This is a genomic window from Bacillus sp. MHSD_36 (assembly GCF_030757775.1).
Lineage (GTDB): Bacteria > Bacillota > Bacilli > Bacillales > Bacillaceae_G > Bacillus_A.
Genome location: NZ_JAVBIS010000001.1, coordinates 1,397,765 through 1,423,941, shown reverse-complemented (window position 1 = coordinate 1,423,941; position 26,177 = coordinate 1,397,765). Strand labels below are relative to the sequence as shown.

Here is a 26,177-nt window from a genome sequence, read left to right as displayed (position 1 = left end):
AATAATAAAATGATCGATATAAAGAAAGAACTGAAGGAATTCAGTTCTTTTTTATTTGTAGAATTTAGAAATTTCTTAATGTTATAATGGTAGATGGTGATGAAAATGAACTTTGAAGAAAAAGAGATGCATCGTTTAGAAGCATTAAAAGCAATTGCAGAATTATTAAATGAAGCAACAGACTTACAAGACATGTTGGAAAAAGTGTTACATACATTGTTACAAGTTATGAATTTGCAAACAGGGTGGATCTTTTTTATTGATGAAAGTGGAAAGCACCGAATGCTTGTAGATGAAAACTTACCACCAGCTCTTACGTGGCAAGAGAAGAAGCCAATGTGTGAAGGAGACTGCTGGTGTGTAGAGCGTTTTGTGAATGGCAGATTGGAAAAAGCGACAAATATTATTGAATGTAAGCGAATAGAGGATGCGATTGAGTGTAATTGGGGAGAGACAGAAGATGTTACGCATCATGCGACGATTCCTCTTAGGTCTGGATCGGAGAAGTTTGGTCTATTAAATGTAGCCTCACCTCAAAAAACACATTTTTCAGAGGAAGAATTAGCATTATTAGAATCGATTGCATTTCAAATAGGAACGACAATACAACGTATTCAGTTAGTAGAGAAAGAACGTAAATATGTAGTGGTAGCTGAAAGAAATCGATTAGCCCGTGATTTACATGATTCAGTAAAACAATTGTTATTTTCTATTATGCTAACAGCAAAAGGTACTCTAAATATGACGCAAGATAGAGACTTGCAAGAGATGTTGAGTTATATTGGAGAATTATCACAGGAAGCATTACAAGAAATGACACTTTTAATCTGGCAATTAAGACCGGAAGGATTGGAGAAAGGTTTAGCGGAGGCAATTAAAAATTATGGGAAGTTGTTAGGGATTCACGTGGAAGTTCGAATTGATGGAATGGTTTCAATTGGAGATGAAATAGAAGAAGTTTTATGGCGTATTAGTCAAGAAGCAATACATAATTGTAAAAAACACGCTTCATGTGAAAAAGTAAATGTTCTTTTAAAAATAGAAAATAACCAGTTGTATTTTTATATAGAGGATAACGGAATAGGATTTATACAAGATCACGTAAGAGAGTCAGCGCTCGGTTTAAAAAGTATGAAGGAACGTATTCAGTTAATGAGAGGATCATTTCAAATAAAGACTGAGCTGAAAAAGGGTACAAAAATTGAAATTCAATTGCCAGTTTGAAGGAGAGAAGAAGGTTGAAGATTAAATTACTACTAGTTGAGGATCATCATATTGTCCGAAGAGGACTTGTCTTCTTTTTGAAAACGAGAGAAGAATTTGAAATAGTTGGGGAAGCAGAAAATGGGGAAGAGGCATTAACATTCGTCAGAACAGAAAGACCAGATGTAGTATTAATGGATTTATCAATGCCGAAGATGGATGGTATTGAGGCAACAAAACGAATAAAACAATATGATAAAACAATAAAGATACTTATATTAAGCAGTTTTTCGGAGCAAGATTATGTTTTACCAGCACTGGAAGCTGGAGCAGATGGTTATCAATTAAAAGAAGTACAACCTGAGCAACTTGTAGCTTCAATTATCGCAGTACATGAAGGGAATGCGAATTTTCATCCGAAAGTAACACCGGCACTATTAGGACGATCAGCAGTTAAGAAAGAAAAAGAAAACCCTTTTTCCATGTTAACAAAAAGAGAGCAAGAAGTACTTCGTGAAATTGCGAAAGGGCGAAGTAATAAAGAAATTGCAGCAGAGCTTCATATTACAGAACAGACTGTGAAAACACATGTTTCAAATGTTTTAGCTAAATTGGAAGTGGATGATCGTACACAAGCTGCATTATATGCGGTGAAACATGAGGGGAATCGTAAGTATGAATAATGGTGTACCATGTTATGGCAGAATATATAGAGTTGGCCCGCTATTTGTGGGCTAACAATCAGTGAGAGCTGTACAAAATTCGCGCTGATTTACATTACAAACCATAGCGATGCCAAATAAAGGTTTTTCTTCTTTCAATAATTAGGTACAATAAAGTGAAACTTGAATCAGTGGGGGCCATCCCAACTGATTATTAGCCTGTACCAATTGGATTTTACGGGATTAAGCTACGATGGAAGGGGAAGAAATACTATGCCGGGTACAAGAAGTGGGATTGGAAAGATTCAGGCTTCGTTAAACGGTTTATCACCGAAATTGCGAAGTATTGCCGAACATATATTGAAACATCCACAAGATGTTGTACATAAATCTATTACAGAATTAGCTGAAGTTACGAATAGTTCTGAAGCTACGATATTCCGCTTATGTAAGCACCTTGGATTTCAAGGGTTTCAAGATTTAAAGATTACATTAGCTCGTGAAATTGTACATACTCCTATGCAAAATATTCATGAAGAAGTATCGCCAGAAGATAGTATGGTAACTGTTGCTAAAAAAGTTTTCCATTCGCATATTACAGGACTACAAGATACATTACATTTGCTAAATGATACAGCTCTAGAGAAAGCTGTAAAAGTATTGCAAGATACAAGCCGTATTGAGTTTTATGGAAATGGTGGTTCTGGTATTATTGCGATGGATGCATATCATAAATTTATGAGAACGGGTATTTCTTGTATTGCTCATACAGATTCACATTTTCAAATTATGGGTGCGGGTTTACTTACGAAAGAGGCAGTGGTCATTGCAATTTCTCATTCTGGTAGCAATAAAGGGTTACTGGAAGCATTAGAAGTAGCAAAAGCAAGGGGAGCTCGCATTATTGCAATTACGAGCTATCAGAAATCAGCATTAAGTCAACTTGCTGATATTACATTATACACTTCAACACGTGAGACGGAATTCCGCACAGAAGCAAGTTCATCAAGATTAGCACAGTTAAGTTTATTAGATACTTTGTACGTTGGGTTATCGTTACAACGCCAAGAAGAAACGTTGCAAAATTTACAAAGTATACGTGAAACAATTTCGATGAAACGAATATAAAAGGCAATTTAAATGTTAAATTTAGATAATTACGGATAGGGTAATTAGTCCATTATGGGGCTGATTATCCTTTTTTTACTTGCATAATGAATAATAAGAATGAATATTCAACTCAATTCGTATAATGTAGATATGAAATTTGAATCGTTTGTTTGGTTTTGGGAGGAGGATAAAGTCCTGAAGAGTTTTTAATGAGGGGAAAAGAAAGCTTCCCTTTTAGTGGATTCAGATGAGGTATCTGTTACATTAGTAGCTTATTAATAGACCGATTAGAACAATAAAATTTAGCGGAACGAAAAACTGACAAATCAGATTGGTGGAAAAGTGAGTTAATTATAAGATGCTTTATTGAAAGGAAAAAGAATTATGTTTCTTATAGCTTATTTACCTATTTTTCTGTATTTATTATTAGAATTTTATAGAAGTTCACCTATTAAAGAAGAAAAACAAAATCGTGGCTCTAGTTTTTTTATCGGAGTAGTTTTTGCATTAATGTTAACCATTCCAGAGATTTTGTATTTCTTTACAGTAAATAAGATTCATTCATTGCTTTTTTTCGGTGTTATTATTGCGTTAATTGGTGTATGGATAAGATTTTATTCAATGAAAATTTTAGGAAGATTTTACAGTAGGAATGTCGGAATGCAAGGGGGACATAAGTTAATTCAAAACGGCCTATATAAATATGTTCGTCATCCTGGTTATTTAGGTTCTTTTTTGACCTTTTTAGGATTTGCTATATCATCCTCTTCATTCATTGCCGTTATCATAAATATTATTTTATTTTTCCTTGTGTATTCGTATCGTATAAAAATTGAAGAGAGAATTCTCATTACGCTGTTTGGTGAACAATATAAACAATATCAGTCCAAGACTTGGCGAATTATTCCGTTTTTATACTAAGAATTATAAGAGAAATTTCTTAAATAGATGGATATGTGCGGTCTTACCACATTAGAAAAAGACAGGAATAAATATATTCCTGTCTTTGATTTTATTATGTTTAAAGTGTATGACCTAAATGTGATAATAGAAGGCTTTTTATATTGGTGAATGGTTGTTGATATATCCACTAGATGTAATAGTTCTAATTGACTATAGAAATATACTACTTTTAATCTCCAAAGCTTAAAATAATATTTTCAACCTCTATATTTTTCGCATTTCTTTAAATATAGAAAGAAGACATTTGGTTAATAATTCAAACATTGTTCATAATTTCACAATTTGTTTTTGAAGTGTCATGTTATGATGAACATGTAATGATGATTGAACACTTAAATTTGGCATAATGATTAGCCAAACTAGTGAAGACAGAAGTTGTGAGATGAACTCATTAAAATTCTAAAACACTAAAGGGGAGATCACATATGAAAGCAGTAGTAGTCAATAAAAATAGTAAAGCAAACATTGAAATTATTGAAAAGGAATTACGTCCGTTACACTCAGGTGAAGCGCTAGTAGATGTAGAGTATTGTGGAGTTTGTCATACTGATTTACACGTTGCAAATCATGACTTTGGAAATACAGATGGCCGTATTCTTGGTCATGAGGGTATTGGTATTGTTACGAAAATTGCTGATGATGTAACTTCACTAAAGATAGGTGACCGTGTAAGTATTGCTTGGATGTTCCAATCTTGTGGACGTTGTGAATATTGCGTAACGGGTAGAGAAACATTTTGCCGTGAAGTTAAGAATGCTGGTTATTCAGTAGATGGTGGTATGGCTGAACAATGTATTGTTACAGCAGATTATGCGGTGAAAGTACCAGAAGGATTAGATCCTGCTCAAGCATCATCCATTACATGTGCGGGTGTAACTACATATAAAGCAATAAAAGTATCGGAGATTAAACCTGGTCAACCTATCGTCATCTATGGTTGTGGTGGATTAGGTAACCTAGCTATTCAATATGCTAAAAACGTATTTGGTGCAAAGGTAATTGCAGTAGATATTAATGACGATAAATTAGCCTTAGCAAAAGAGGTTGGCGCTGATATGACTATCAATCCAATTTCTCAAGGTCCTGCTGATAAGATTGTTCAAGATGAGTTTGATGGTGCATATGCTGCTGTAGTTACAGCCGTTTCTAAAGTAGCATTCAACTCAGCAGTTGATGCGGTACGTGCTTGTGGTAAAGTCGTTGCAGTAGGTTTACCAGTAGAAACGATGGATTTAAACATTCCGCGACTTGTACTAGATGGAATTGAAGTAGTTGGTTCTTTAGTCGGTACTCGTAAAGACTTAGAAGAGGCATTCATGTTCGGTGCAGAAGGTAAAGTGGTACCGGTTGTTCAAACTTGTTCTCTAGATAAAGTACAACATGTATTCGAAGAAATGGAACAAGGTCGAATTCAAGGACGTATGGTAATCGATTTTAAACAGCATAATTGTGATTGCAAATAATTCACTTTAAATATAAAAAGCATGAGTCTAGCTAAAGACATGAAAAAAAGTTAGACGACAGAAAGAAGATGATCCCTGCATCCAACAGGGATCATCTTCTTTGCATTCCACTACTATCAATATCGAGTAATGAGAAAGGATTAAAGTTTCACTTTATCTACAAATGAAAAAGAATCTTTACTTTTAACAAACTTTTTATGATCTGGAACGGTTTGAATTGCTACAACTTGCGTATCTCTTGCTTTCAGTGCATCTTGAATCCCGATTGTCATAAGCTTAATAAATAGAATCGTAATAAAGAATGAAACGAGAGTATACAAAATAATCCACCATGAAATATTCATTTCATAACGATTTAATCCAATAAGTCCTGCCCAATCATTAGAAAGAGAAACAGGTTTAAGCACTCCGTCATAGAGTTCCCGCATTTGTACGCCACCAATTACAATGTCAAGCAATGCTAAATGGATAACGAGTATGAGAGTTTGAACGATATGTTCCATGAATAATACGAATAAGCGGTCAAGTAATAAGACCCGTAAGTGTTTTTTGATAATATGACCACGGCTAGCACCTAGTAATTGTGAACTTAAAATGTAATCTTGTTTCATAAATTCATCAACCTCTGATGATATATATAAAGAAAGTGTAGGCAGAGCTACGAAAATAAGTACAAGTAATTGATAAAGCGTAAATGAAATATTGGGGTCTAATCTATCAGCATTTGATGTGATTACAATATTAACGGGCGTAATGAGTATAAATGCGATAAATAAAGTTGGAATATAATAAAAAACTTCTGAGCATGACTGGAAAAATCTCTTCAATTTTGAAGCATATAAACTTAAGAGTATTCCTATACATGTTCCGCATAAAATTCGAAATAAGCTAATTACCACGGCTAATAAAATGGTGAATTTTGCACCTTCTATAATTTGTAAGAAAACAGACTCTCCAAAACGATCCGATCCAAAAGGCGGTATTAATGATGGTGGAAAGGGAGCTTTTCCAATTAATTCGTTATTGTCATTGTAAAGTAACTGAGGAGGTTTTGGGATGTTATCTTTAAAGGACCAACTATAAATAAAACTAGCTGAAACAAGTATGAATAAATAAGTAAAGCCGATTAAAAAGCGTTTTGATTTCCAAATAGATTTCATAAAGCTGCTCCTTTCAATTGCTTTTGCCATCTATTCATCATGAATGAGATTATTTGAAAAATAACATAAAACGGTAAAATAATCATGACAAGTATAATAAATGCAGCTGGAGGTGAAATAAATGCCTTTTTAAATAAAAATTGAATAATGCCTTGCATATTGAATACAAATTCTAAAATGAATAAATTAGAAAGTAAGAAAACAAAAATCGTTTTTAAATGATGGAAGAAGTGGATAGATATATTTTTGAATAAATGAATACATAGTATATAACTTGATGAAAGTCCTTTTCCATATGCAACCTCTACGTAGTGTTTTCCATGTTCTTCTTTTATGTATAACACCATCATCCGAAACATTTGTAATGTAGGTAAGACAGCTAAAGATAAAATAGGGAGTAAATAAGCTCGATTTTCATTAAAAGAAATAATGGTGACAGGTAATTCCCCGAATTTCCGCAGTAACCATATGAAAAATATTTGCAAACAAATCATCATCATCATATCAGGGACAGCTTCTAATATGAACACAATTCGGTTTATCCATTTTTTTATATAATCTTTTGCTAAAAAATAAAAAAATGCCATGCTAGATGAGATAAAGAGCGCAAGCAAAAAGGCTACAAATAATACAATAAACGAATATAGGTAAGGTTCTAAAACAGTTGGAAATAATGGTGTTGTTTTTAAATGACCAAACTTTGGGTCTGATCCCATAACCAACAATGATTCAGGTGAGAAAACCTGTTTTAACATAGTAACAATCTGATTAAAAAAATACATTGGTTGAAAGGTGAATCCTTGTTGAGTGATAAATAAATAAGGTAAATTTAATAATAGTAACAGTGATAAAAGAATGGATGAAAGCTTAATTGTGAATTGAGATATTTTATGTAACATTAAATCCCTCCGACATCTTTTTACAACAGTATACAATAAAGTCTGAAAATATTGTTTTATTTTCTGAAAAATACAAATACTATTAGATTTTATAGCATGGAACATATATTTACAAGTTAATAAAGTGATAGTAGGATACGCACTCTATATTTATTAAGATAAAAGGAAGAGTGTTTTTCTTAGATTGATGTTAAGTACCCCCCTAAAAATGAATATTGCTACTCAGCTTTTTTCATGCAAATGAGTAGAACGTAAGGAAGGACTATGTATGTGTTGCGTAACGAATATAACGCAACTTTACCGCGGGGGAAATAGAATGAGGGGATTTATTTTTTGTTGTGAAAAAAATTTTCTTTTTAAAACTTGATTAAAGAAAAAATATTTTATATACTAATTCATGTAAACGGTTTACTAGAACATATTTTGCTAGAAACGAAGGGAAGATTCGCATGGAAACAAGGGGGAGAGTAATCGGGATTGATATCGGTACCACAAGTACGAAAACGGTTGTGTTCACAGAAAAAGGAAAAGTCGTTGCATCACATGCAGTAGATTATCCAATTATTCAACCGAACGTCGGATGGGCTGAGCAAGATCCTGATGTGATATGTACCGCTGTATATAAAACTGTAAGCGTTGCCATCGAAAAAGGTAACGTGTTACCAGAAGATATTTCTTCAATTGGTATTAGTTCTGCAATGCACGCATTAATTGCAGTAGATGGAAACGGTGCGCCGTTAACACGCTCTATTATTTGGGCAGATAATCGAAGTACGAAACAGTCAGAAAAACTATTACAACATATGAATGGTCATGAAATTTATAGACGAACGGGTACACCAATTCATCCGATGTCCCCACTTTCTAAATTATTGTGGATGAAAGAGGAAGAGCCAGAATTATATGCGAGCGCATATAAATTTATTTCCATTAAAGAGTATATTATGTATCAATTGTTTTCACGTTACGTAGTAGATTATTCAATAGCATCAGCTACTGGGTTATTTAATTTAGAAACATTAAACTGGGATGAAGATGTTTTAACGTTATTACATATGTCACCAGAACAATTATCAACACCTGTGCCAACCACATATATTTTATCGGGTATGAAACCGGAATTAGCACAAAAGATGGGTATTCGTGAAGATACTCCAGTTGTTATTGGTGCAAGTGATGGTGTTCTTGCGAATGTAGGAGTTGGGGCAATATCTCCTGGTTCAGCTGCAATTACGATAGGAACAAGTGGTGCAGTTCGAACAATTTCATCTAGTGTTAATACAGATGAAAAAGGTAGAACGTTCTGTTATGCATTAACAGACGAGCACTGGGTGATTGGCGGACCAACAAATAATGGCGGAATATTACTGAGATGGTTACGTGATGAATTTGGTAGCCCAGAGCAAGAAGTAGCAAAGAAACTTGGCATTGATCCGTATGATTTATTAATTAAATATGCGGAAAGTGTACCAGCTGGAGCAGGTGGATTGCTATTTTTACCGTTTTTATCTGGAGAGCGTGCACCGTACTGGAATGCAAATGCTCGTGGTACATTTTTTGGAATAAACCTTCAGCATAAACGAGAACATTTTATACGTGCAGTCATGGAAGGTGTTTGTATGAGCGTATATTCTGTTGCACTCGCAATCAGGGATTGTACAGGTCCACTTACTGAAATACGCGTTTCAGGAGGCTTTGCGAAATCTGCATTTTGGAGACAAATGTTATCCGATATGATGGGAAAAGAATTGCTTGTTCCTGAAAGTCATGAAGCATCTGCGCTTGGGGCAGCAGCAGTTGCTTTATATGCTGTAGGAAAAATTGATTCTCTTGAAGAGGTAAAGGATTGGATTGATATCGTTCATCATCATGTACCGAATAAAGAAAATACGGCTATATATTTAGAAATGTTTTATATGTATGAACGACTTTACAATCGCTTGAAAGAAGAATTTGATTGTATAGCTGCTTTCCAACGTAAACAATAGGGGGATTGGGAGAAATGGTAGTTGGAATCGTACTAGCGGCAGTTGTCATACTACTTTTACTTATTACAGTAGTAAAATGGCATCCATTTGTCGCATTAATTTTAACAGCAATTGGTGTAGGACTAGCAATGGGAATGCCATTGATTGGAACTTCACCAAAAGATCCAGGGATTATCGATTCTATTAAACTAGGGCTTGGTAATACGTTAGGGTTTTTAGCGATAGTATTAGCATTAGGAACGATGCTTGGAAAAATGATGGCCGAATCTGGCGGCGCTGAACGAATTGCTAACACATTAATTGATCGTTTTGGAAAGAAACGTGTTCACTGGGCAATGATGTTCGTTGCATTTTTAGTAGGGATTCCAGTGTTTTTCCAAGTTGGATTTGTACTGTTAATTCCATTAGTATTTACAATTGCGTTAGAAACAGGGGTATCACTTATTACAATTGGTATACCACTAGTAGCAGGTTTATCTGTTGTACACGGACTCGTTCCACCGCATCCAGCAGCGATGGCAGCAGTAGGTATTTTTAAAGCAGATGTAGGGAAGACAATTTTATATGCTTTAATCGTCGGACTTCCAACTGCAATCATTTCAGGTCCGCTTTACGGGAAATGGATTGGTGCTCGTATACATAAAGAAGTACCATTAGATATAGCGGAGCAATTTATTGAAAGAGATAAGAAGAAGGAGCTTCCTAGTTTCGGAAATACATTGTTTACAATTTTACTTCCAGTATTTCTAATGCTAGGTGCATCGATTGCGGAAGTAGCACTAAACAAAACAAGTCAACTTGCACAAGTATTGCACTTTATTGGAGATCCAATCGTCGCGTTATTAATTGCAACGATATACTCTTTCTTTAGTCTTGGTTATGCAAAAGGTTTCTCAAAGGATAAAGTATTACAATTTACAAACGATTGCCTTGGGCCTATTGCGAACATACTGTTAGTTATTGGTGCAGGCGGCGCATTTAATAAAGTATTATTAGATTCTGGAATTGGAACGACAATTGCAGAAATGGCGAAAGAATCTCATATTTCACCGATATTATTAGGCTGGGGAATTGCGGCACTTATCCGAATCGCAACTGGATCGGCAACGGTTTCTATGATGACAGCAGCTGGTATTGTTGCGCCAATTGCAGCAAGTATACCAGGTGTAAATGTTGAACTACTAGCACTTGCAACAGGTGCAGGGTCATTAATTTTATCACATGTAAATGATTCTGGATTTTGGATGATTAAAGAATATTTCGGAATGACTGTGAAAGAAACATTATTAACATGGACTGCAATGGAGACAATATTATCTGTTGTAGCACTTGGACTCATTTCGTTATTAAATATATTTGTATAGAATGGGAGATTGATTAATATGAAACTAGGTTTAATTGGATTAGGAAAAATGGGATTCCCATTGGCAGAACATTTATATGAAGACAAACATGAAGTTGTTGTATATGACGTAAATAAAGAGCTTGTTGAAAAGGCTGGGGCTTTAGGCATTACTGCACGTCATACATTGAAAGAAATGATCGCTGAATTAGAAGCCCCTCGTACAATTTGGGTAATGGTACCTGCGGGAGAAGTTGTTGAGTCAGTATTAAAAGATGTATATCCATTATTAGAGGAAGGCGATATCGTTATTGAAGGCGGAAATTCATTCTATAAAGATACGTTACGCCGTGCTGAAGAAGCGAAAAGCTTTGGTTTACATTACGTTGATATCGGTACATCAGGTGGTGTGGAAGGAGCTAGATACGGAGCTTGCTTAATGGTTGGTGGAGAAAAAGAAATTTACGATCAATTAGAACCTTTATTTAAAGATTTAGCAGTAGAGAATGGGTATTCTTATGCAGGCCGCGTCGGAAGTGGTCATTTCTTAAAAATGGTTCATAACGGTATTGAATACGGTATGATGCAAGCAATCGCTGAAGGATTTGAAGTGTTAGATAAAAGTGATTTTGATTTCAATTATGAAGATGTTGCAAAAGTATGGGCAAATGGATCGGTTATCCGCGGTTGGTTAATGGACTTAACTGAAAAGGCATTTGCAGATGATCCAAAACTAGATGGTATTAAAGGTGTGATGAACTCTTCAGGAGAAGGGAAATGGACTGTGGAAACAGCACTTGAACTGCAAGCAGCAGCACCGGTAATCGCAATGTCATTATTTATGCGTTACCGTTCTCAAGAAGATGATACATTCCACGGAAAAGTAGTTTCAGCTCTTCGTAATCAGTTCGGTGGACATGAAGTTGTGAAAAAATAGGAAATGATTGTTGAAAAGAAACTTGTGCAAAGGCGCAAGTTTCTTTTTTTGATACTGTAAGAAATCTCTACTTTAAAAATACCAATCGATCATTGTTTTTTTATCGCATATGATAGCTTCAACATGTATTGATTGAACAATATGTTCTATATTTTCGTCTTTCGCTAATAAAAAAGTTGTAAAGGAATCAAACATACTCATGAATGCATAATCCATGTTTTCATTAGTAATAATGAACTCACTACAGAAAAATTCCCAAATATTTAAGGGGGTTGTATCATTTATCTGTAATGATTCGTTTGTATCAAAGATTGGTTCAGAGAAATATAGATTTTTTGCATCTTTTGAACCGAGGAGTTTAAGTAAATTTTGTAATAAAAATATAGATGTATAATCTTCCGTTGGATAATAAAGGTCTTGTTTAAAGTTTGAATGTAGCTTTTCAGCTAAGCCATCTCTTTTATATTCTTCTGAAAAGGCATTAATGGAAGTCAACATGGCTATTGCTAGTTCTGCGTATGAATCTAGTCCACTATAAGACATCATTTCCTTCCAAGAAACGGATTTCCCATTTTGCATAATTTCTTCAGCACTTGGATATATGTGCTCGTGAGGTTTTTTTCTTACTGAGTTTTCCCACCCTAAAGGCATTTGGACAAAAGGATGAAGTAATATAGCAGCAGACTTAAAGTTGCTTGGTAGTTGTTCTAAAATTGGTGATTTGTCATCTAACCAAATGTAATCCAACAAAATACCCCCCCCTCTTAAACTATGAGCTGTACGACTTTCCATATTAAGTACTGTATATTCATTTTGTACTGATTGTATCAAATATATAGTGCAGCATGAAAGATATCCTAACATAAAAGTAAGAATAAATAAAATGAAGTTTTCATAAATAGTAAAAGGATGATTATGTCATCAGTGTAGCTATGAAATGGTGTTACATAGGAAAAGAGCGTGTTAATAAAATATGAGGTGGTTAAATGGGAAATGAGAAAGTCAAGAATGCAGGGGAAGAAAAAAAATTATGTCTTTGTATGATTGTTAAAAACGAGTCTAGAATTATGGAAAGATGTTTAAATGCTACAAAATCAATTGTAGATTTTGTTTCTATTTGTGATACGGGATCAACTGATCATACACCTGAAATTATTGAAAATTGGTGTAAAGAAAATGAAATCCCTGGCACAGTACATCATGAACCATTCAAAAACTTTGGTTATAACAGAAGTTTAGCAGTTTCATTGGCACAAAAAACATATCCAGAAGCAGATTATTTATTAATATTAGATGCAGATATGATATTAGAAGTTGATCCCGAGTTTGATAAGACTAGTTTAACGGAAGACCATTATCTTACATTGCAATATGATATCCATATTAAGTATTGGCTTACACGCCTTTTGAAAGCTTCTTTACCATGGAAGTCTGTCGGTGTTACTCATGAGTATTGGGATGTAGATCGCTCTAAGGTTGGCGCGGATTATAATACGAGGGTAGCCAGGTTAGAGACACTTGTCGTTAACGATCCTGGGGATGGTGGTAGTAAAGCTGATAAATTTGAGAGAGATGAGAGGTTGTTGTTACAAGGATTGAGTGATCCAGAGACAACGCCAGATTTGCATATAAGATATTTATTTTATTTAGCTCAAACTTATTTTCATTTAAGTCAATTTGAAGATTCGATTAAATGGTATAAAAAACGGGTGGAAGCAGGTGGATGGGTTGAAGAGGTGTTCTATTCGTTATTGCGAATAGGATTTTGTTATGAACAATTAGCAAACCGTTCAGCAAATAAACAATATGAAGTAACGGAAGCGGATGAAAAAGAAAATGCTAAGATGCAAGAAGAGCAATATACAGCATTAGCTATTTTTTATTTTCAAAAAGCGTGGGAATATAGACCAACTCGGGCTGAGCCATTATATCAACTTGCAAGAATGTATCGATTAAAATCTCAAAATAATATTGCCTTGATGTATGCGTTGCAAGGAAAGGAAATTCCTTTTCCAAAAAATGATCTTCTATTTGTAGATTATCATGTGTATGATTACTTATTTGACTATGAGATTTCTATAAGTGCTTTTTATATACCTCATAAAAAGCATTTAGGTGCAGTATCACAAAAATTTTTGGAATCGAAAAAAGAAGAGCTACCGTTGCATATAGCAAATATGGTTGAAAGTAATGCGAAATTTTATTAAATACAATTTCGGTTAAAGGAGTAGTGGAGTAATAATGGAATTAATACGATGGGCGCTAGAGTTAGGGGAATCTGTGCATGGAAATACGTATGAAGAATTGATGCCACTACTAGATTATTATTATGATCGTGATCATTTAAAAGCGTATTGTATCGCAAATCTTCTTTTAGACATGGACGTAGCAGAAGAGAATCGGGAGAAAATCGAATTAAGAAGGTGCATTGCTGCTTATTATGCCGGAATGTATAAAGTAGCAAAAAAACATGCAAGGGATCTTTTAATTAAATATCCGGATGTGGATTTATATAAAAATAATTTAAGACTAATGGAAGCTTATTTGAATAAAGAATATGATTATTGCCTTTTTATATGCCCAAAGACGTATGGTAGCTTTATAGATGTCGCGCGAGCTTTGAAATGGCGATTGGAGCAAGAGGGAAATACAGCAATTATATCAGAAACAATACTAGAAAATGTGAAGAATACAATTGTTTTTGGAGCGCATACATATGCACATAACCCGAATCTACTTCCGAGAAATGCAATTATTTATAATTTAGAACAGCTATATGAAGGAAGTCCTTATGCGCATCCCTTTTATTTAATGTTACTAAAAGATAAGGAAATTTGGGATTATAGTAAACAAAATATAGCATGGTTAAAACAAAAAGGAGTAGGAAAAGAAATAAAACATGTGGAAATGAACTATGCCCCAACTCTAGAAATAAAGAAAGATGCATTCGATGAAGAGTTAGCTGAAGACATTGATATACTGTTTATAGGTGCTCTTAACCCAAGGCGGCAGGCTATTTTTAACCAATTAAAAGCAGTTGCCCCACATTTAAATATTGTTTTTAAAAATAATGCGTGGGGAATAGTTAGAAATGAGTTAATTGCTAGGTCTAAAATTATATTAAATATTCATTTTTACTTATCGGGCATTCTCGAAACTCCTCGAGTTTCTTATGCGGTAGCAAATAAGAAATTTATTATTTCGGAAACTAGTAATCCTGAGGACGAGATGGAGTGGCCGGGAATTGTATTTACTCCGTACGAAAAAATAATAGAAAACGTTATGACATATATAAAATTACCAGAAGAACGTATGAAATTAGCAGAAAAAGCATATAACCATTTTGAAGCGAAAGGAAGCATAGACATACTGAGCCATAAAGGAGAAGAAAAGTAATTGTGAAGAACTCATACTTTCGTATGAGTTCTTTTTTTGTTTATCATACTATTTTATCAAGCTAATTCCATCTTTATATTGTGTTTTGTATAGAAATTTCTGATAATATATAAGTATAACTTGAAACCAAAGGGGAGAAATGATTATGAAACTAGTCGTTATTAACGGTACGCCAAGAAAATTCGGTAGAACTCGTGTGGTGGCAAAATATATTGCTGACCAATTTGAAGGGGAGTTATATGATTTGGCAGTAGAGGAATTGCCTTTATATAATGGGGAAGAATCACAACGTGAATTAGAAGCAGTAAAAAACTTAAAGGCGTTAGTGAAAGCGGCAGACGGTGTAGTACTATGTACACCTGAATATCATAATGCAATGAGTGGAGCGCTGAAAAATTCGTTAGATTACTTAAGCAGTAGTGAATTCGTCCATAAACCTGTCGCATTACTTGCAGTTGCAGGGGGCGGTAAAGGTGGAATTAACGCATTAAACAGTATGCGTACTGTTGCTAGAGGGGTATACGCAAATGCAATCCCAAAACAAGTTGTACTTGATGGACTTCATGTACAAGACGGTGAACTGGGAGAAGATGCAAAACCATTAATTCATGATTTAGTTAAAGAATTAAAAGCATATATGGGTGTATATAAAGAGGTGAAAAAACAACTAGGAGTTGAGTGATATGTCATCTCTGTATAAAGATTCCCGCTTGTATTTCATACTAGGGGCCAATAGTTTATCAGCTATTGGTTCCGGTATTGTAATGATAACGATTCCATGGCTGTTAATTAAAGAGAGTGGGGGAGAGACAACGTTTGGTTATGTATCTATCATCTCAACTCTTATTATGTTTTTATTAACACCGTTTATCGGGCAAAGTATTGATCGTTTTTCAAGAAAATCTTTATTATTATGTAATGAAGGTATTGGGATAGTCGTTATAGGAATGATGGTGATATGGGGATTTACTGGGCAACCTTATCATTCTATCCACTATATTCTTATATATATAGCTGGATCGTTTTACTATTTATTATTTTATCCTACCATATTTGCATTCAACCAAGAGATATTTCAAGCAGAACATTATAAAAATTTAAGTGGAACAATGGAAATACAAGGACAGTTAACGCAAGTTATTTCAGGAGCTGCTGCTAGCTTCCTTATTGAAATTATTTCTTTGAAATGGATTTTGTTAGTAGATATGTTAACTTTTGCAGGAGCTTTCGTCCTTTTCTTATGTATACCGTATGTAAAGAAAAAGGAAGTGGAAAGAAAAGTAACATTTAAGAAACAATTATTCGAAGGAATTCATTTTATGCAAAAGCGTCCTAAGTTCTTTTGGTTTTTACTTGCAACTTATATGCCGTTTATCGGTGTTATGATGGCAAATTATTTAATCCCGGTATATATTTCAGATATATTAAAAGCTAGTGCCTCTGTATATGCAATAGAAGGTATGATGTATGGTGTCGGAGCGGTTCTTGCCGGAATTAGTATTCCAATTATGATGAAATATGTCAAAATAGAAATTTCAATCGTCATGACAATGCTCCTATATGTAATTTCAATTACCGTAATGATTGTTGAACCTTCCGTAATGTTGTTATATGGACTTGCAATTTTTCATGCAATTGGAAATGCGGGTACAAGAGTGGCGAGAAATGTATTGATGATGGAGGAAATTCTAAACGAAGTAATGGGAAGAGTGGATAGCTTATTTCGGTTAATTGGCACAGGAATTCGCATTGTATTGTTAATGTTGTTTACAGCTGGTGTTTCTAAAGTAGGTGTCATGGTACCGTTTTATTTACTAAGTTTCATATTGATCCTTTCGTTAGGAATTGCTATAAACTATGTAATCTCAAAACGTAAATTCGAAGCGAGTGTTTCTAATAAATCGATCGTTTAAAAAACACTTCTGCCTTCCTTTCTTTTTCTATATAATAAAAAGAAAGGGAGTGCAAATTGATTTATGAACAAATGGATTTTGCTTATAATTTTATTATTACCACCACTATACATTCTTTATATGACGTTTCGAATGAAGCAGGTTGCTCGTGAAAAATTGAGTAATTCTTCTCCATACGTTCTTATATTAGGTGCAAAGTTATTTGGAGATAGACCATCTTTATCTCTTCAAAACCGTTTGGATGTAGCTTTGGAATATTTAGTTTCCCATCCTACAGCGAAAGTAATTGTTTCAGGTGGTCAAGGAGAAGATGAAGATATACCGGAAGCTCATAGTATGAGAAATTATTTAATGGCGCATGGTATAGATGAGAGTCGTATTTTAATAGAAGATCAATCTACAAATACGTATGAGAATTTAAAGTTTAGTATGGATTTATATGATGTGAAACATGCGGTAGTTGTAAGTAATACGTATCATTTGTATAGAACGAAAATAATTGCAAAGCGTTTAGGGATAAAGATGGAGGCACTAGCTGCTGAAACGCCAATGCGTTCTAAGAGAAAAATGTATGTGCGTGAATATGCCGCTATAATGAAAACAATATTGTTCGACCGTTAGAGCTCAAATGTGAGCTCTTTTTTTGTAGAATAATGCGTATCATTTGAAATGAATTCCATATTCCATCAAAATAAAGGAAACAACGATAAAGGAGTTGTATTTGTGATTCAGTTTAATCAAGTGTCAAAATCATATGAAGATGGCACAAAAGCAGTGGATTCATTGCATTTAGAAATTAAAAAGGGAGAGTTTTTTGTCCTTATTGGTCCGAGTGGTTGCGGGAAAACAACGACAATGAAAATGATTAATCGTTTAATTGAAACGACAGAAGGCTCAATTTTAATCGATGGAAAAAATATTCAACAATACGATATTAATGAATTACGATGGGATATAGGATATGTGTTGCAGCAAATTGCTTTGTTTCCGCATATGACAATTGCTGAAAATATTGCAGTCGTTCCTGAAATGAGAAATTGGAGCAAAGAAAAAATAAAAGCTCGTGTCGATGAGTTGCTACAGATGGTTGGGCTAGATCCAGATGTATATCGTGATCGTATGCCTGATGAATTGTCAGGAGGGCAAAAACAACGTGTCGGTGTCGTGCGAGCATTAGCCGCAAACCCGAAAATCGTTCTTATGGATGAACCATTTAGTGCGTTAGATCCATTAAGTAGGGAACAGCTTCAGAAGGATATTGTACAGTTGCAAAAAAAGATTCAAAAAACAATCGTGTTCGTAACACATGATATGCAAGAAGCATTATCACTTGGAGATCGTATTTGTATTATGAAAGAAGGAAAAATAGTTCAATTAGATACACCAGAAGGAATTATACATAATCCGAAAAATGAATTTGTAGAAGAGTTCATTGGAAATCGTGGACGACCTTGGTATGAGGGGAAAAGTATAGAAGATGTATTGCCACTTGATGAAAGTATGCGGGTAGAAGGAGAAGCACTATCATTACATTCTTCTTTACAAGATGCATTAGTTCGTGTGCGAGCTGACGAAGTAGTTCCAGTTGAAGCAAATGGCCAATATGTTGGATCTTTAACAAGCCGTCATATTGTCAATTACATTGTTGAACAAATGAAGGAAAGAGGCTAAACAGTGACTGATTTTATACAAACGTTCCAAGAACGAAAAGTAGAATTACTTACTGCATTAAGTGAACATTTACAAATATCGCTTATATCATTATTTTTTGCAGTAATTATTGCGGTACCGCTTGGTATTTTATTAACGAGAAAAGAACGAATGGCTGAATTTATTATAGGAACTTCTGCAGTAATGCAGACAGTGCCATCACTTGCACTACTCGGACTTTTAATTCCGTTGGTAGGAATTGGAAAACTCCCGGCCATTATTGCATTAGTTGTGTATGCACTATTACCTATTTTACGAAATACATATACGGGAATAAGGGAATTAGATGAATCTTTAATTGAAGCAGCGAGAGCTATGGGGATGAATAGCTGGAGAAGATTGTGGAAGGTAGAATTTCCTCTTGCATTACCAATTATTATGGCCGGTATTCGTACGGCGATGGTATTAATTGTTGGAACGGCTACGTTAGCAGCTCTTATAGGTGCTGGTGGACTCGGAAAACTCATATTACTTGGTATTGATCGGAATGATCATGCGCTTATCATTTTAGGGGCTGTACCAGCCGCGTTACTCGCTTTATTCTTTGATGTAGTACTTAGAGTGCTTGAGAGTTCTAAACGCTCTTCTAAGCGTGTTATATTGACGATATGTATTGTTTGTATCATGATTGCCGCTCCCTTTCTTTGGAACACGCAAAAGAAAGATATTGTTATTGCTGGCAAACTTGGATCAGAACCAGAAATTTTAATTCAAATGTATAAGCAGCTTATTGAACAAGATACTGATTTACACGTAGAATTAAAACCAGGTCTTGGAAAAACAGCATTTGTATTTGAAGCATTGAAATCAGGAGAAGTAGATATATACCCTGAATTTTCAGGAACAGCTTTATCTACTTTCGTAAAAGAAGAGCCGAAAAGCACAAATCGTGATGAAGTATATGAACAAGCCCGCATTGGAATGGAAAAGAAATATAATATGGTTATGTTGAAACCGATGGAGTATAACAATACGTATGCTCTAGCCATGCCGAAAAAAATAGCAGATCAAAATAATGTGAATACAATTTCTGATTTAGGAAAAATTGCACAAGATGCGAAAGTAGGATTCACATTAGAATTTGCTGATCGTGAAGACGGTTATAAAGGAATGCAAAAATTATATAACTATAAATTTTCAAATGTGAAAACGATGGAACCGAAATTACGTTATAGTGCAATTCAATCAGGGGATGTGAATGTAATTGATGCATATTCAACAGATAGTGAATTGGAACAATACGGACTTAAAGTGCTAAAAGATGATAAAGGGTTATTCCCACCGTACCAAGGTGCACCTTTATTAAGAAAAGAGACGTTACAAAAATATCCTGAACTTGAAAAAGTATTAAATAAATTATCTGGAAAGATTACAGATGAAGAAATGCGAAAAATGAATTATGAAGTAAATGTGAATGGAAAAGGTAGTGAAGAAGTAGCGAAACAATTTTTACAAAAAGAGAATTTACTTCGTTAATTTTACAAGAAATATACAAATTTATATGTATGAAATGACCGTTCATTACAAAATGAACGGTTTTTTTTGTGCATACTTATACATTTTTTCAAAAAAGTATTCCATTTTTCTTCATTTTCTTTTAGAATAAGTAATGTTTTCCTGAAAAAATATAAAAGAAACGTCTATTAGAGAAAAAGGTGACTTTAATAGTTGAACGAACATAACACCTAGAATGACAGATGGGGTGGTACAAATAGAAAAGAAGTTAGGATTTTTTCCATTAATTGCATTAGTAGTCGGAACAATGGTTGGTGGCGGTGTATTTAGTTTACCGCATGATTTAGCAGTAGGAGCAAATAGTGGCTCTATAATAATTGGCTGGTGTATTACAGCGATGGGAATGATTCCACTCGCGCTCGTATATCAAACGTTAGCAAGAAAAAAACCAGAGCTTGAGGGCGGAATTTATAGTTATGCACGTGCTGGCTTCGGTGAATATATTGGATTTAACAGCGCATGGGGATACTGGCTAGCAGGAATTTTAGGAAACGTCGCAACAATCATGTTACTGTTTAGTACATTAGGTTATTTCTTCCCAATTTTTAAAGGCGGAAATAGTGTTGCGTCTATCGTAGGAGCATCACTTTTATTATGGACACTTCATTTTCTAATTTTATTTGGTATTCGTGAAGCATCTATTATGAATGTTATTGCAACGATAGGGAAATTGGTTCCAATCGTATTATTTATTGTTGTAATGGTAACAGCGTTTCGCTGGGATACATTTACACATGATTTTTGGGGAGAAGGAACTATTTCAGTTTCCTCTATACTTGGTCAAGTGAAAAATACTATGCTTGTAACTCTTTGGGTTTTCATTGGGGTTGAAGGAGCAGTAGTATTATCTGGAAGAGCGAAAAATAGTCGAGACGTCGGTAAAGCGACAGTATTAGGACTTATTTTAGTAATGTCTATTTATATTTTAATTTCTGTCTTGTCAATGGGAGCGATGACAAGAGGAGAGCTTTCTGTTTTAGAAACGCCGTCAATGGGACATGTATTAGAACATGTTGTTGGGACGTGGGGCGCAGTAGCGATTAACATCGGGTTAGTTGCTTCACTTGTAGGTACATTAATAGGTTGGTTTTTACTTGTTTCTGAAATTTCCCATGTAGCAGGAAAAGATGGCGTGTTTCCGAAAGTCTTTACGAAAACAAATAAAAAACAAACGCCTCATATGGCATTATGGATCTCAAATGGCGTTGCCCAAGTTATATTTATAATCGTTCTGTTTTCAGAATCAACATATCAAATTATGTATTTCATAGCGTCAACATCAATTTTAGTACCATATTTATTATCAGCATTATTCCAATTCAAATTAGTCATTACAAATGAACTAAAAGATGCAAAAGTAAAAAACGGTTCATTAGCTTTAATTGCTTCTATGTACTCTGTATGGCTTATTTATGCAGCTGGTTTGAAAAATTTATTGCTTGTTTCAATCGTATATGGAATTGGGATCATGGTTTATATGTATGCAAGAAAAGAAAAAGGAAATCGTTGTTTTACTGGTATAGAGAGATATGTAATGTGGGCAATTGTAGTTGCAGCTGTCACATCTATTTATATGTTATTAACTGGAAATATAAAAATGTAAAAGTCCTTTTCATTTAAAGGGCTTTTTTCTTTGTCTAGAGAATATTTAATACATAAGATATTCAGGAGGGATGAAAATGGAAGAAAAAGAAAGGTTGACCAGAATTGTTGATTTAGCGAGTGAAGTAAGGAAAGTATTAGTGCAAGAATCTTTTTTTAATCATCATCCTGAACTGCGAGGGGTAATTGAAAATTTAGCGAGTGCGGTAGAGAATTTGGCGGAATTACAGCAACATAAAGATGAAAACGCTGAAGATCGTTTACGATATGTACTTGCAAAAATGAAAATTGCTCATAATGCCATTTTACAAGAGAAAAAAGCATTTCCATCTCATTAATATACGTTTTTATTGTGAACCTGACGGATAACGTCAGGTTTTTTGTTTCTAGTTTTTCGTTTCTTTCATACACTAAGAATAGTATGAAAAAAAGAAGGTGATGAAGGTGAAATTACATAAAGCTCTTCAGCCAAGTTTTATAAAACGAATGTACTATATGAGGTTTATCGGAAAGTTTACAAAATCAGAAAGTGAGAAGAATGGAGAGAATTTCTTTGTACAATGCCTATCGCCAATACCATATACGTTACAAGAACAACTTAAAAATGAACCATATGTATTTGAAGGTTTATGTAGTAATAAAAAGAATGAAAAAGTCTTTTCGGAATTAAAGAAAAAAAAATTAGAAAAACAATTGGTTATGTTTCGTCTTTATTATGAAAGAGGACATATATACGTGGAATTAATTTGTACAGAAGAACCGAGAGAAATAGCAAACGGTTATAAAATGATTCCGGTACCTAAAGTTTCCGATTATAAAAAAGGAGAATCTTTAGAAAGAAAACTTAATAATGGTTATTTGTCATTTCTAATGCCTAAATATCCGAAAGACTTTGAACCTCCCGAATTATTGTGGCACGATGGAAGATTATACGGAAATATATCTTTAAAGTCTTCATCAATTAGCTCAATCGCATATTTTGAACAGCAACGGGAATGTAAGTATATAGACTTTAATGACTGGATGAAGCATGTAGAAATAGCGGTAGAAGATCAATTGTATTTTGTAAGTAATCATATGCATGAGCAATTAAAAAAACGAATGACTGAAGAAGGTAAGCATGTAGAAGTAGAGGAAATAAAAGTGCAAAAGGATGAATGGGAATGGGATGAGCGTGAATCTGTCTTTTTACAATATGTAAAAAGTTTTGTGCGTAATAAAGGGCTATATTTGGATGAAACGGACATTTATAATTTTCATATAAGCGTGAAAACAAATATGTTAACGATTCTTGGTGGTATACCGGGTGCGGGCAAATCCCGTTTTTTACAAGCTTATGCAGAAGCACTTGGATTACAATATGGGGAAGAATTGGTTTGGATCCCAATTTCGCCATCGTATCAAGAACCGCAGGATTTACTCGGTTATCTTCACCCAAATGGTACTTATATTGAAAGTGAAACAAAATTAGTTAGGGCGCTAATGAAGGCAAAAGAAAATCAAAATCAGCTGTATATAATCGTTTTTGATGAAATGAATATGTCACATATTGAGCATTGGTTTACTCCATTTCTATCTGTTCTTCAACTTGAAAAGCAAAATCGTATTTTAAATTTATATGAAGGTGTACAAGAAAAAGAAAATCCAATTCCACCAACAATTGAAATTGGAGAAAATATTATATTTGTAGGTACTATAAATTTTGATGAAACAACGAAAGAGCTCTCAGATCGATTATTAGATCGGACGAATGTAATAACATTACAAAAGATTCCGTTTTGTGAGATGTGTATGGAACAAGAGAAAGTCGTATTACAACCACCTCTGCAAGTAACTGCAGGAGAATTTCGTATAAACTGGGTTAGGAATAAAACGATGATTGAGGTGTTTTCTGGGGAAGAGTTAGAGCTATTAGATAAGTTACATGCTGCATTGTCATCACATGATGCGTCAAAGGGGATTTCTTTTCGATGTGCAACCGCAATAGCTGCTTACTTGCAAAATATACCGTTCCAAAATAATCATTCCTATATGATAAGTAGAGAAGAGGGGTTTGATTTACAAATAAAGCAACGTGTATTGACGAAAATAAGAGGGACTGAAATGATGGTAGGCTCTTTACTTTCTGAAGAAGTAAAAAGGGGAGCGACATTAGTACCTCTTTTGCAATCTCCACTTGCAAACAGAGTATCTACATTTGAACACTCTATAGCATATATAAGAGAAAAGCGTAGAGAACTGGAGTTGTATGGGTATGCAAAATGATGGGCGATATGAAACAGAAATCGTTGATACGAAAGAAACGCTTCCTTTTGTATTAAAGATAATTATTGGAACGGAGTCAAAAGGAGACTATATTTTATTAAATCGTCTTTGTACATCTGCAACAGCGATAGCTCAATGTATTTATAAAGTGCAAGAATTAAAACCAATCAGATTGCAGTACCATTATGAAAACCCAATGAATATAACTTTTATATGGAATAAAGTCTATGAGGGACAGAAGAATATAAAAGAGACAAAATATGAAATAAATGATAAAAAACAAAAGGTATTAATATATGAACATGGAAAAACAGAATTCTTTTATCCATGGCGTTGTGGTTTGTATCATTTTGAGGTAAATATAGAAGATCAAACGTATTATGGCGCTTTTCAAGTCGTACCAAAAAATTTTTTCGATGATCAATTTGAAATGATTCAAAACTATGTGAAGTCAATTTTAAATGAGTTGATTTTAGATAGAGGCTATTATAAAAAGACTTTCTCTGCTCTTAGTGATATTGAAGATTCTTCTTATTTAGTGTTACTTAGAAAGTTGCCACAAAAAATGAAAAAGATAAAGCAAATTTTTAAGAAAATAGAATCGAGTTCAAAGTTTATACATGAATATAAATGGGAAGAAAAGGAGCGGAAAGTAACGGGAAAGGGAGCCGTAGTGGCGGAAAGAAAACCGTATGCAAAATATTATAATCGTAAATTCATAGAACAAAAAAATAGTAAGGAGAATGCATTTCTTAAATTTAAAGCGATGCAATTCTATCTTTATTTACTTGAAGCTGAAAGTTTTTTACGTCAAACAATTGATATATTAGAAAGAGCAAAGAAGAAAAAATCAGAAGAATTTCAAGCTGTAAAAACGATTATACAAACAATAGAGCGTAATGGATCAGTGACAGATAGAGAGAAACAAAAATATAAAAATATTCATTTACTAAAAGAGGCGGATTTACGAAAAAGTTCCATGAAGATACAAGAATATAAAATACTAGCGCATTTTGTACATGAAAGTGTACAATACTTTCAAACTTTAATGCATTCTCCATTTTGGAGAGAGGTTGCAGAAACGGGTAAGATGAACTCACATAATTTACCGATACCACATCAACAACTACTACAGCATTTAGATTTACTTCCACAATATACAGATCAATCTCCATCTTTATTATTTGTTTATAAGCCAACATTTTTAGTGTATGAATATTACGCTTTTTTTATCGTTATTTCCATGTTAGAGCAAATTGGTTTTGAAGCTAGAAAATCCATTCGTGAACAAATACAAGAACATTTTTATGTAGATGGATTACAAGATGGCACGACAGTAGTTTTACAACGTGATGATATGAGAGTACATGTCGCATTTAATGATTTAATTGAAACACATCCTCTTATAGCATTAAGTAAAGGGAGTAATTTTTATAATGGAGAAGACACGAAGAAGCCGGATATTCGCTTAGACTGCTATGTAAAGGAAGAAGAGAAATATGTATATCAATCTTCTATTATTATTGAAGTGAAGTATAGCCCAATGTACAATATTTTTCAGCACGTTGGAAATACGAAAGCAACTGAGCAAATGTATAAGTACTGGTCTATAAAATATGTAGAAGAACAAGATGGAAAGCGGGTATATCATCGAAGGGCCATTTATGAAGTTATTTGTGTATATCCTGGAAGTCATATGCATAGTAAAAAAATTGAGTCTGGATGTGGTGTGTTCTTGCAATTATATCCATATAAAACGAAACAAGGGGAAGAGAAATTAGCTGGAAAACATGGAATGGTACAAATTTTTGAGAAGTGGTTAAAAAGCATGAAGAAGTAAAAGAAATCCTTTTTTATAAAGGATTTTTTTAGATTAAGAAGAATTATATGCAGTGTGGAATAAAGTTCCATACGGTATGAATTTGGTAGTAATATAAATATGTTGTTAGAAGAACCGTACATGAGGGATAAAAGACGATTAAGATGGAATTTAATTCGTTTTGCAGAATATAATAAGTCATAAATATTTTTAGTTGCATACGAAGATTT

Annotated in this window: 21 protein-coding genes and 1 pseudogene; 19 read left to right on the top strand and 3 right to left on the bottom strand. The window is 34.0% G+C overall.

The features are described 5' to 3' along the window. Positions 1 to 105: 105 nt before the first annotated feature. The 5 genes from casK to adhP all read left to right on the top strand — a co-directional run bounded on the left by casK (position 106) and on the right by adhP (position 5,401). A complete protein-coding gene (gene casK, locus Q9B79_RS07465; protein ID WP_087980298.1) occupies positions 106 to 1,224 on the top strand; it encodes a two-component system sensor histidine kinase CasK in 1,119 nt (372 codons plus the stop codon). Between the two features lie 14 nt (positions 1,225 to 1,238). After that, a complete protein-coding gene (locus tag Q9B79_RS07460; protein WP_306183223.1) occupies positions 1,239 to 1,886 on the top strand; it encodes a response regulator in 648 nt (215 codons plus the stop codon). 252 nt (positions 1,887 to 2,138) lie between these two features. After that, positions 2,139 to 2,993, top strand: a complete 855-nt coding sequence (locus Q9B79_RS07455; RefSeq protein WP_306183222.1) for a MurR/RpiR family transcriptional regulator — start codon at positions 2,139 to 2,141, stop codon at positions 2,991 to 2,993. 366 nt (positions 2,994 to 3,359) lie between these two features. Then, entirely contained in the window at positions 3,360 to 3,896 is a 537-nt protein-coding gene (locus Q9B79_RS07450; RefSeq protein WP_306183221.1) for a methyltransferase family protein, read from the top strand. Between the two features lie 467 nt (positions 3,897 to 4,363). Further along, entirely contained in the window at positions 4,364 to 5,401 is a 1,038-nt protein-coding gene (gene adhP / locus Q9B79_RS07445) for an alcohol dehydrogenase AdhP (RefSeq protein WP_306183220.1), read from the top strand. 140 nt (positions 5,402 to 5,541) lie between these two features. Here adhP and Q9B79_RS07440 read toward each other — a convergent pair whose 3' ends face one another. Beyond that, positions 5,542 to 6,561, bottom strand: coding sequence for an ABC transporter permease (locus tag Q9B79_RS07440; RefSeq protein WP_306183219.1), 1,020 nt, complete (start codon positions 6,559 to 6,561; stop codon positions 5,542 to 5,544). Continuing rightward, positions 6,558 to 7,460 (bottom strand): ABC transporter permease subunit, encoded by a 903-nt coding sequence (locus Q9B79_RS07435; protein ID WP_306183218.1) that lies wholly within the window; start codon positions 7,458 to 7,460, stop codon positions 6,558 to 6,560. The genes Q9B79_RS07440 and Q9B79_RS07435 overlap by 4 nt, the downstream gene beginning before the upstream one ends. A gap of 449 nt (positions 7,461 to 7,909) precedes the next feature. Here Q9B79_RS07435 and gntK point away from each other — a divergent pair, with 449 nt between their 5' ends. Genes gntK through gnd form a run of 3 tightly spaced genes read left to right on the top strand, consistent with a single transcriptional unit; the run spans position 7,910 to position 11,727 of the window. Next, positions 7,910 to 9,448 (top strand): gluconokinase, encoded by a 1,539-nt coding sequence (gene gntK, locus Q9B79_RS07430; RefSeq protein ID WP_306183217.1) that lies wholly within the window; start codon positions 7,910 to 7,912, stop codon positions 9,446 to 9,448. 14 nt (positions 9,449 to 9,462) lie between these two features. Continuing rightward, entirely contained in the window at positions 9,463 to 10,812 is a 1,350-nt protein-coding gene (locus Q9B79_RS07425; protein ID WP_306183216.1) for a GntP family permease, read from the top strand. 18 nt (positions 10,813 to 10,830) lie between these two features. After that, positions 10,831 to 11,727 carry a phosphogluconate dehydrogenase (NAD(+)-dependent, decarboxylating) gene (gnd, locus tag Q9B79_RS07420; protein WP_000765992.1) on the top strand — a complete coding sequence of 299 codons (897 nt, stop codon included), beginning with the start codon at positions 10,831 to 10,833 and terminating at the stop codon, positions 11,725 to 11,727. 72 nt (positions 11,728 to 11,799) lie between these two features. Here gnd and Q9B79_RS07415 read toward each other — a convergent pair. Beyond that, positions 11,800 to 12,574: pseudogene (locus Q9B79_RS07415) on the bottom strand (DUF2711 family protein). A gap of 139 nt (positions 12,575 to 12,713) precedes the next feature. Here Q9B79_RS07415 and Q9B79_RS07410 point away from each other — a divergent pair. The 11 genes from Q9B79_RS07410 to Q9B79_RS07360 all read left to right on the top strand — a co-directional run bounded on the left by Q9B79_RS07410 (position 12,714) and on the right by Q9B79_RS07360 (position 25,968). Then, positions 12,714 to 13,934 (top strand): tetratricopeptide repeat-containing glycosyltransferase, encoded by a 1,221-nt coding sequence (locus tag Q9B79_RS07410; protein WP_306183214.1) that lies wholly within the window; start codon positions 12,714 to 12,716, stop codon positions 13,932 to 13,934. 34 nt (positions 13,935 to 13,968) lie between these two features. Next, entirely contained in the window at positions 13,969 to 15,123 is a 1,155-nt protein-coding gene (locus tag Q9B79_RS07405; protein ID WP_306183213.1) for a CgeB family protein, read from the top strand. Positions 15,124 to 15,268: 145 nt separating this feature from the next. Then, entirely contained in the window at positions 15,269 to 15,805 is a 537-nt protein-coding gene (locus tag Q9B79_RS07400; protein ID WP_306183212.1) for an NADPH-dependent FMN reductase, read from the top strand. Between the two features lies 1 nt (position 15,806). Continuing rightward, positions 15,807 to 17,036 carry an MFS transporter gene (locus Q9B79_RS07395; RefSeq protein WP_306183211.1) on the top strand — a complete coding sequence of 410 codons (1,230 nt, stop codon included), beginning with the start codon at positions 15,807 to 15,809 and terminating at the stop codon, positions 17,034 to 17,036. A gap of 63 nt (positions 17,037 to 17,099) precedes the next feature. Beyond that, positions 17,100 to 17,657, top strand: coding sequence for a YdcF family protein (locus tag Q9B79_RS07390; RefSeq protein ID WP_306183210.1), 558 nt, complete (start codon positions 17,100 to 17,102; stop codon positions 17,655 to 17,657). A gap of 102 nt (positions 17,658 to 17,759) precedes the next feature. Continuing rightward, complete coding sequence (locus Q9B79_RS07385) at positions 17,760 to 18,707, top strand: ABC transporter ATP-binding protein (RefSeq protein ID WP_306183209.1); 948 nt, start codon at positions 17,760 to 17,762, stop codon at positions 18,705 to 18,707. A 3-nt stretch (positions 18,708 to 18,710) separates the two neighbouring features. Continuing rightward, the gene (locus tag Q9B79_RS07380) at positions 18,711 to 20,222 is read left to right on the top strand and encodes an ABC transporter permease/substrate-binding protein (RefSeq protein WP_306183208.1); all 1,512 of its coding nucleotides are present in this window, start codon (positions 18,711 to 18,713) and stop codon (positions 20,220 to 20,222) included. Positions 20,223 to 20,436: 214 nt separating this feature from the next. Continuing rightward, positions 20,437 to 21,864, top strand: coding sequence for an arginine-ornithine antiporter (gene arcD / locus Q9B79_RS07375; RefSeq protein ID WP_306183207.1), 1,428 nt, complete (start codon positions 20,437 to 20,439; stop codon positions 21,862 to 21,864). A gap of 76 nt (positions 21,865 to 21,940) precedes the next feature. Beyond that, positions 21,941 to 22,201: a LemA domain protein gene (locus Q9B79_RS07370; RefSeq protein ID WP_263704706.1), complete on the top strand. Its 261-nt coding sequence runs from the start codon at positions 21,941 to 21,943 to the stop codon at positions 22,199 to 22,201. Positions 22,202 to 22,307: 106 nt separating this feature from the next. Then, positions 22,308 to 24,128: an AAA family ATPase gene (locus tag Q9B79_RS07365; RefSeq protein WP_306183206.1), complete on the top strand. Its 1,821-nt coding sequence runs from the start codon at positions 22,308 to 22,310 to the stop codon at positions 24,126 to 24,128. Next, positions 24,118 to 25,968, top strand: coding sequence for a hypothetical protein (locus tag Q9B79_RS07360; protein WP_306183205.1), 1,851 nt, complete (start codon positions 24,118 to 24,120; stop codon positions 25,966 to 25,968). Before Q9B79_RS07365 ends, Q9B79_RS07360 begins: the two co-directional genes overlap by 11 nt. Positions 25,969 to 26,177 lie beyond the last annotated feature (209 nt).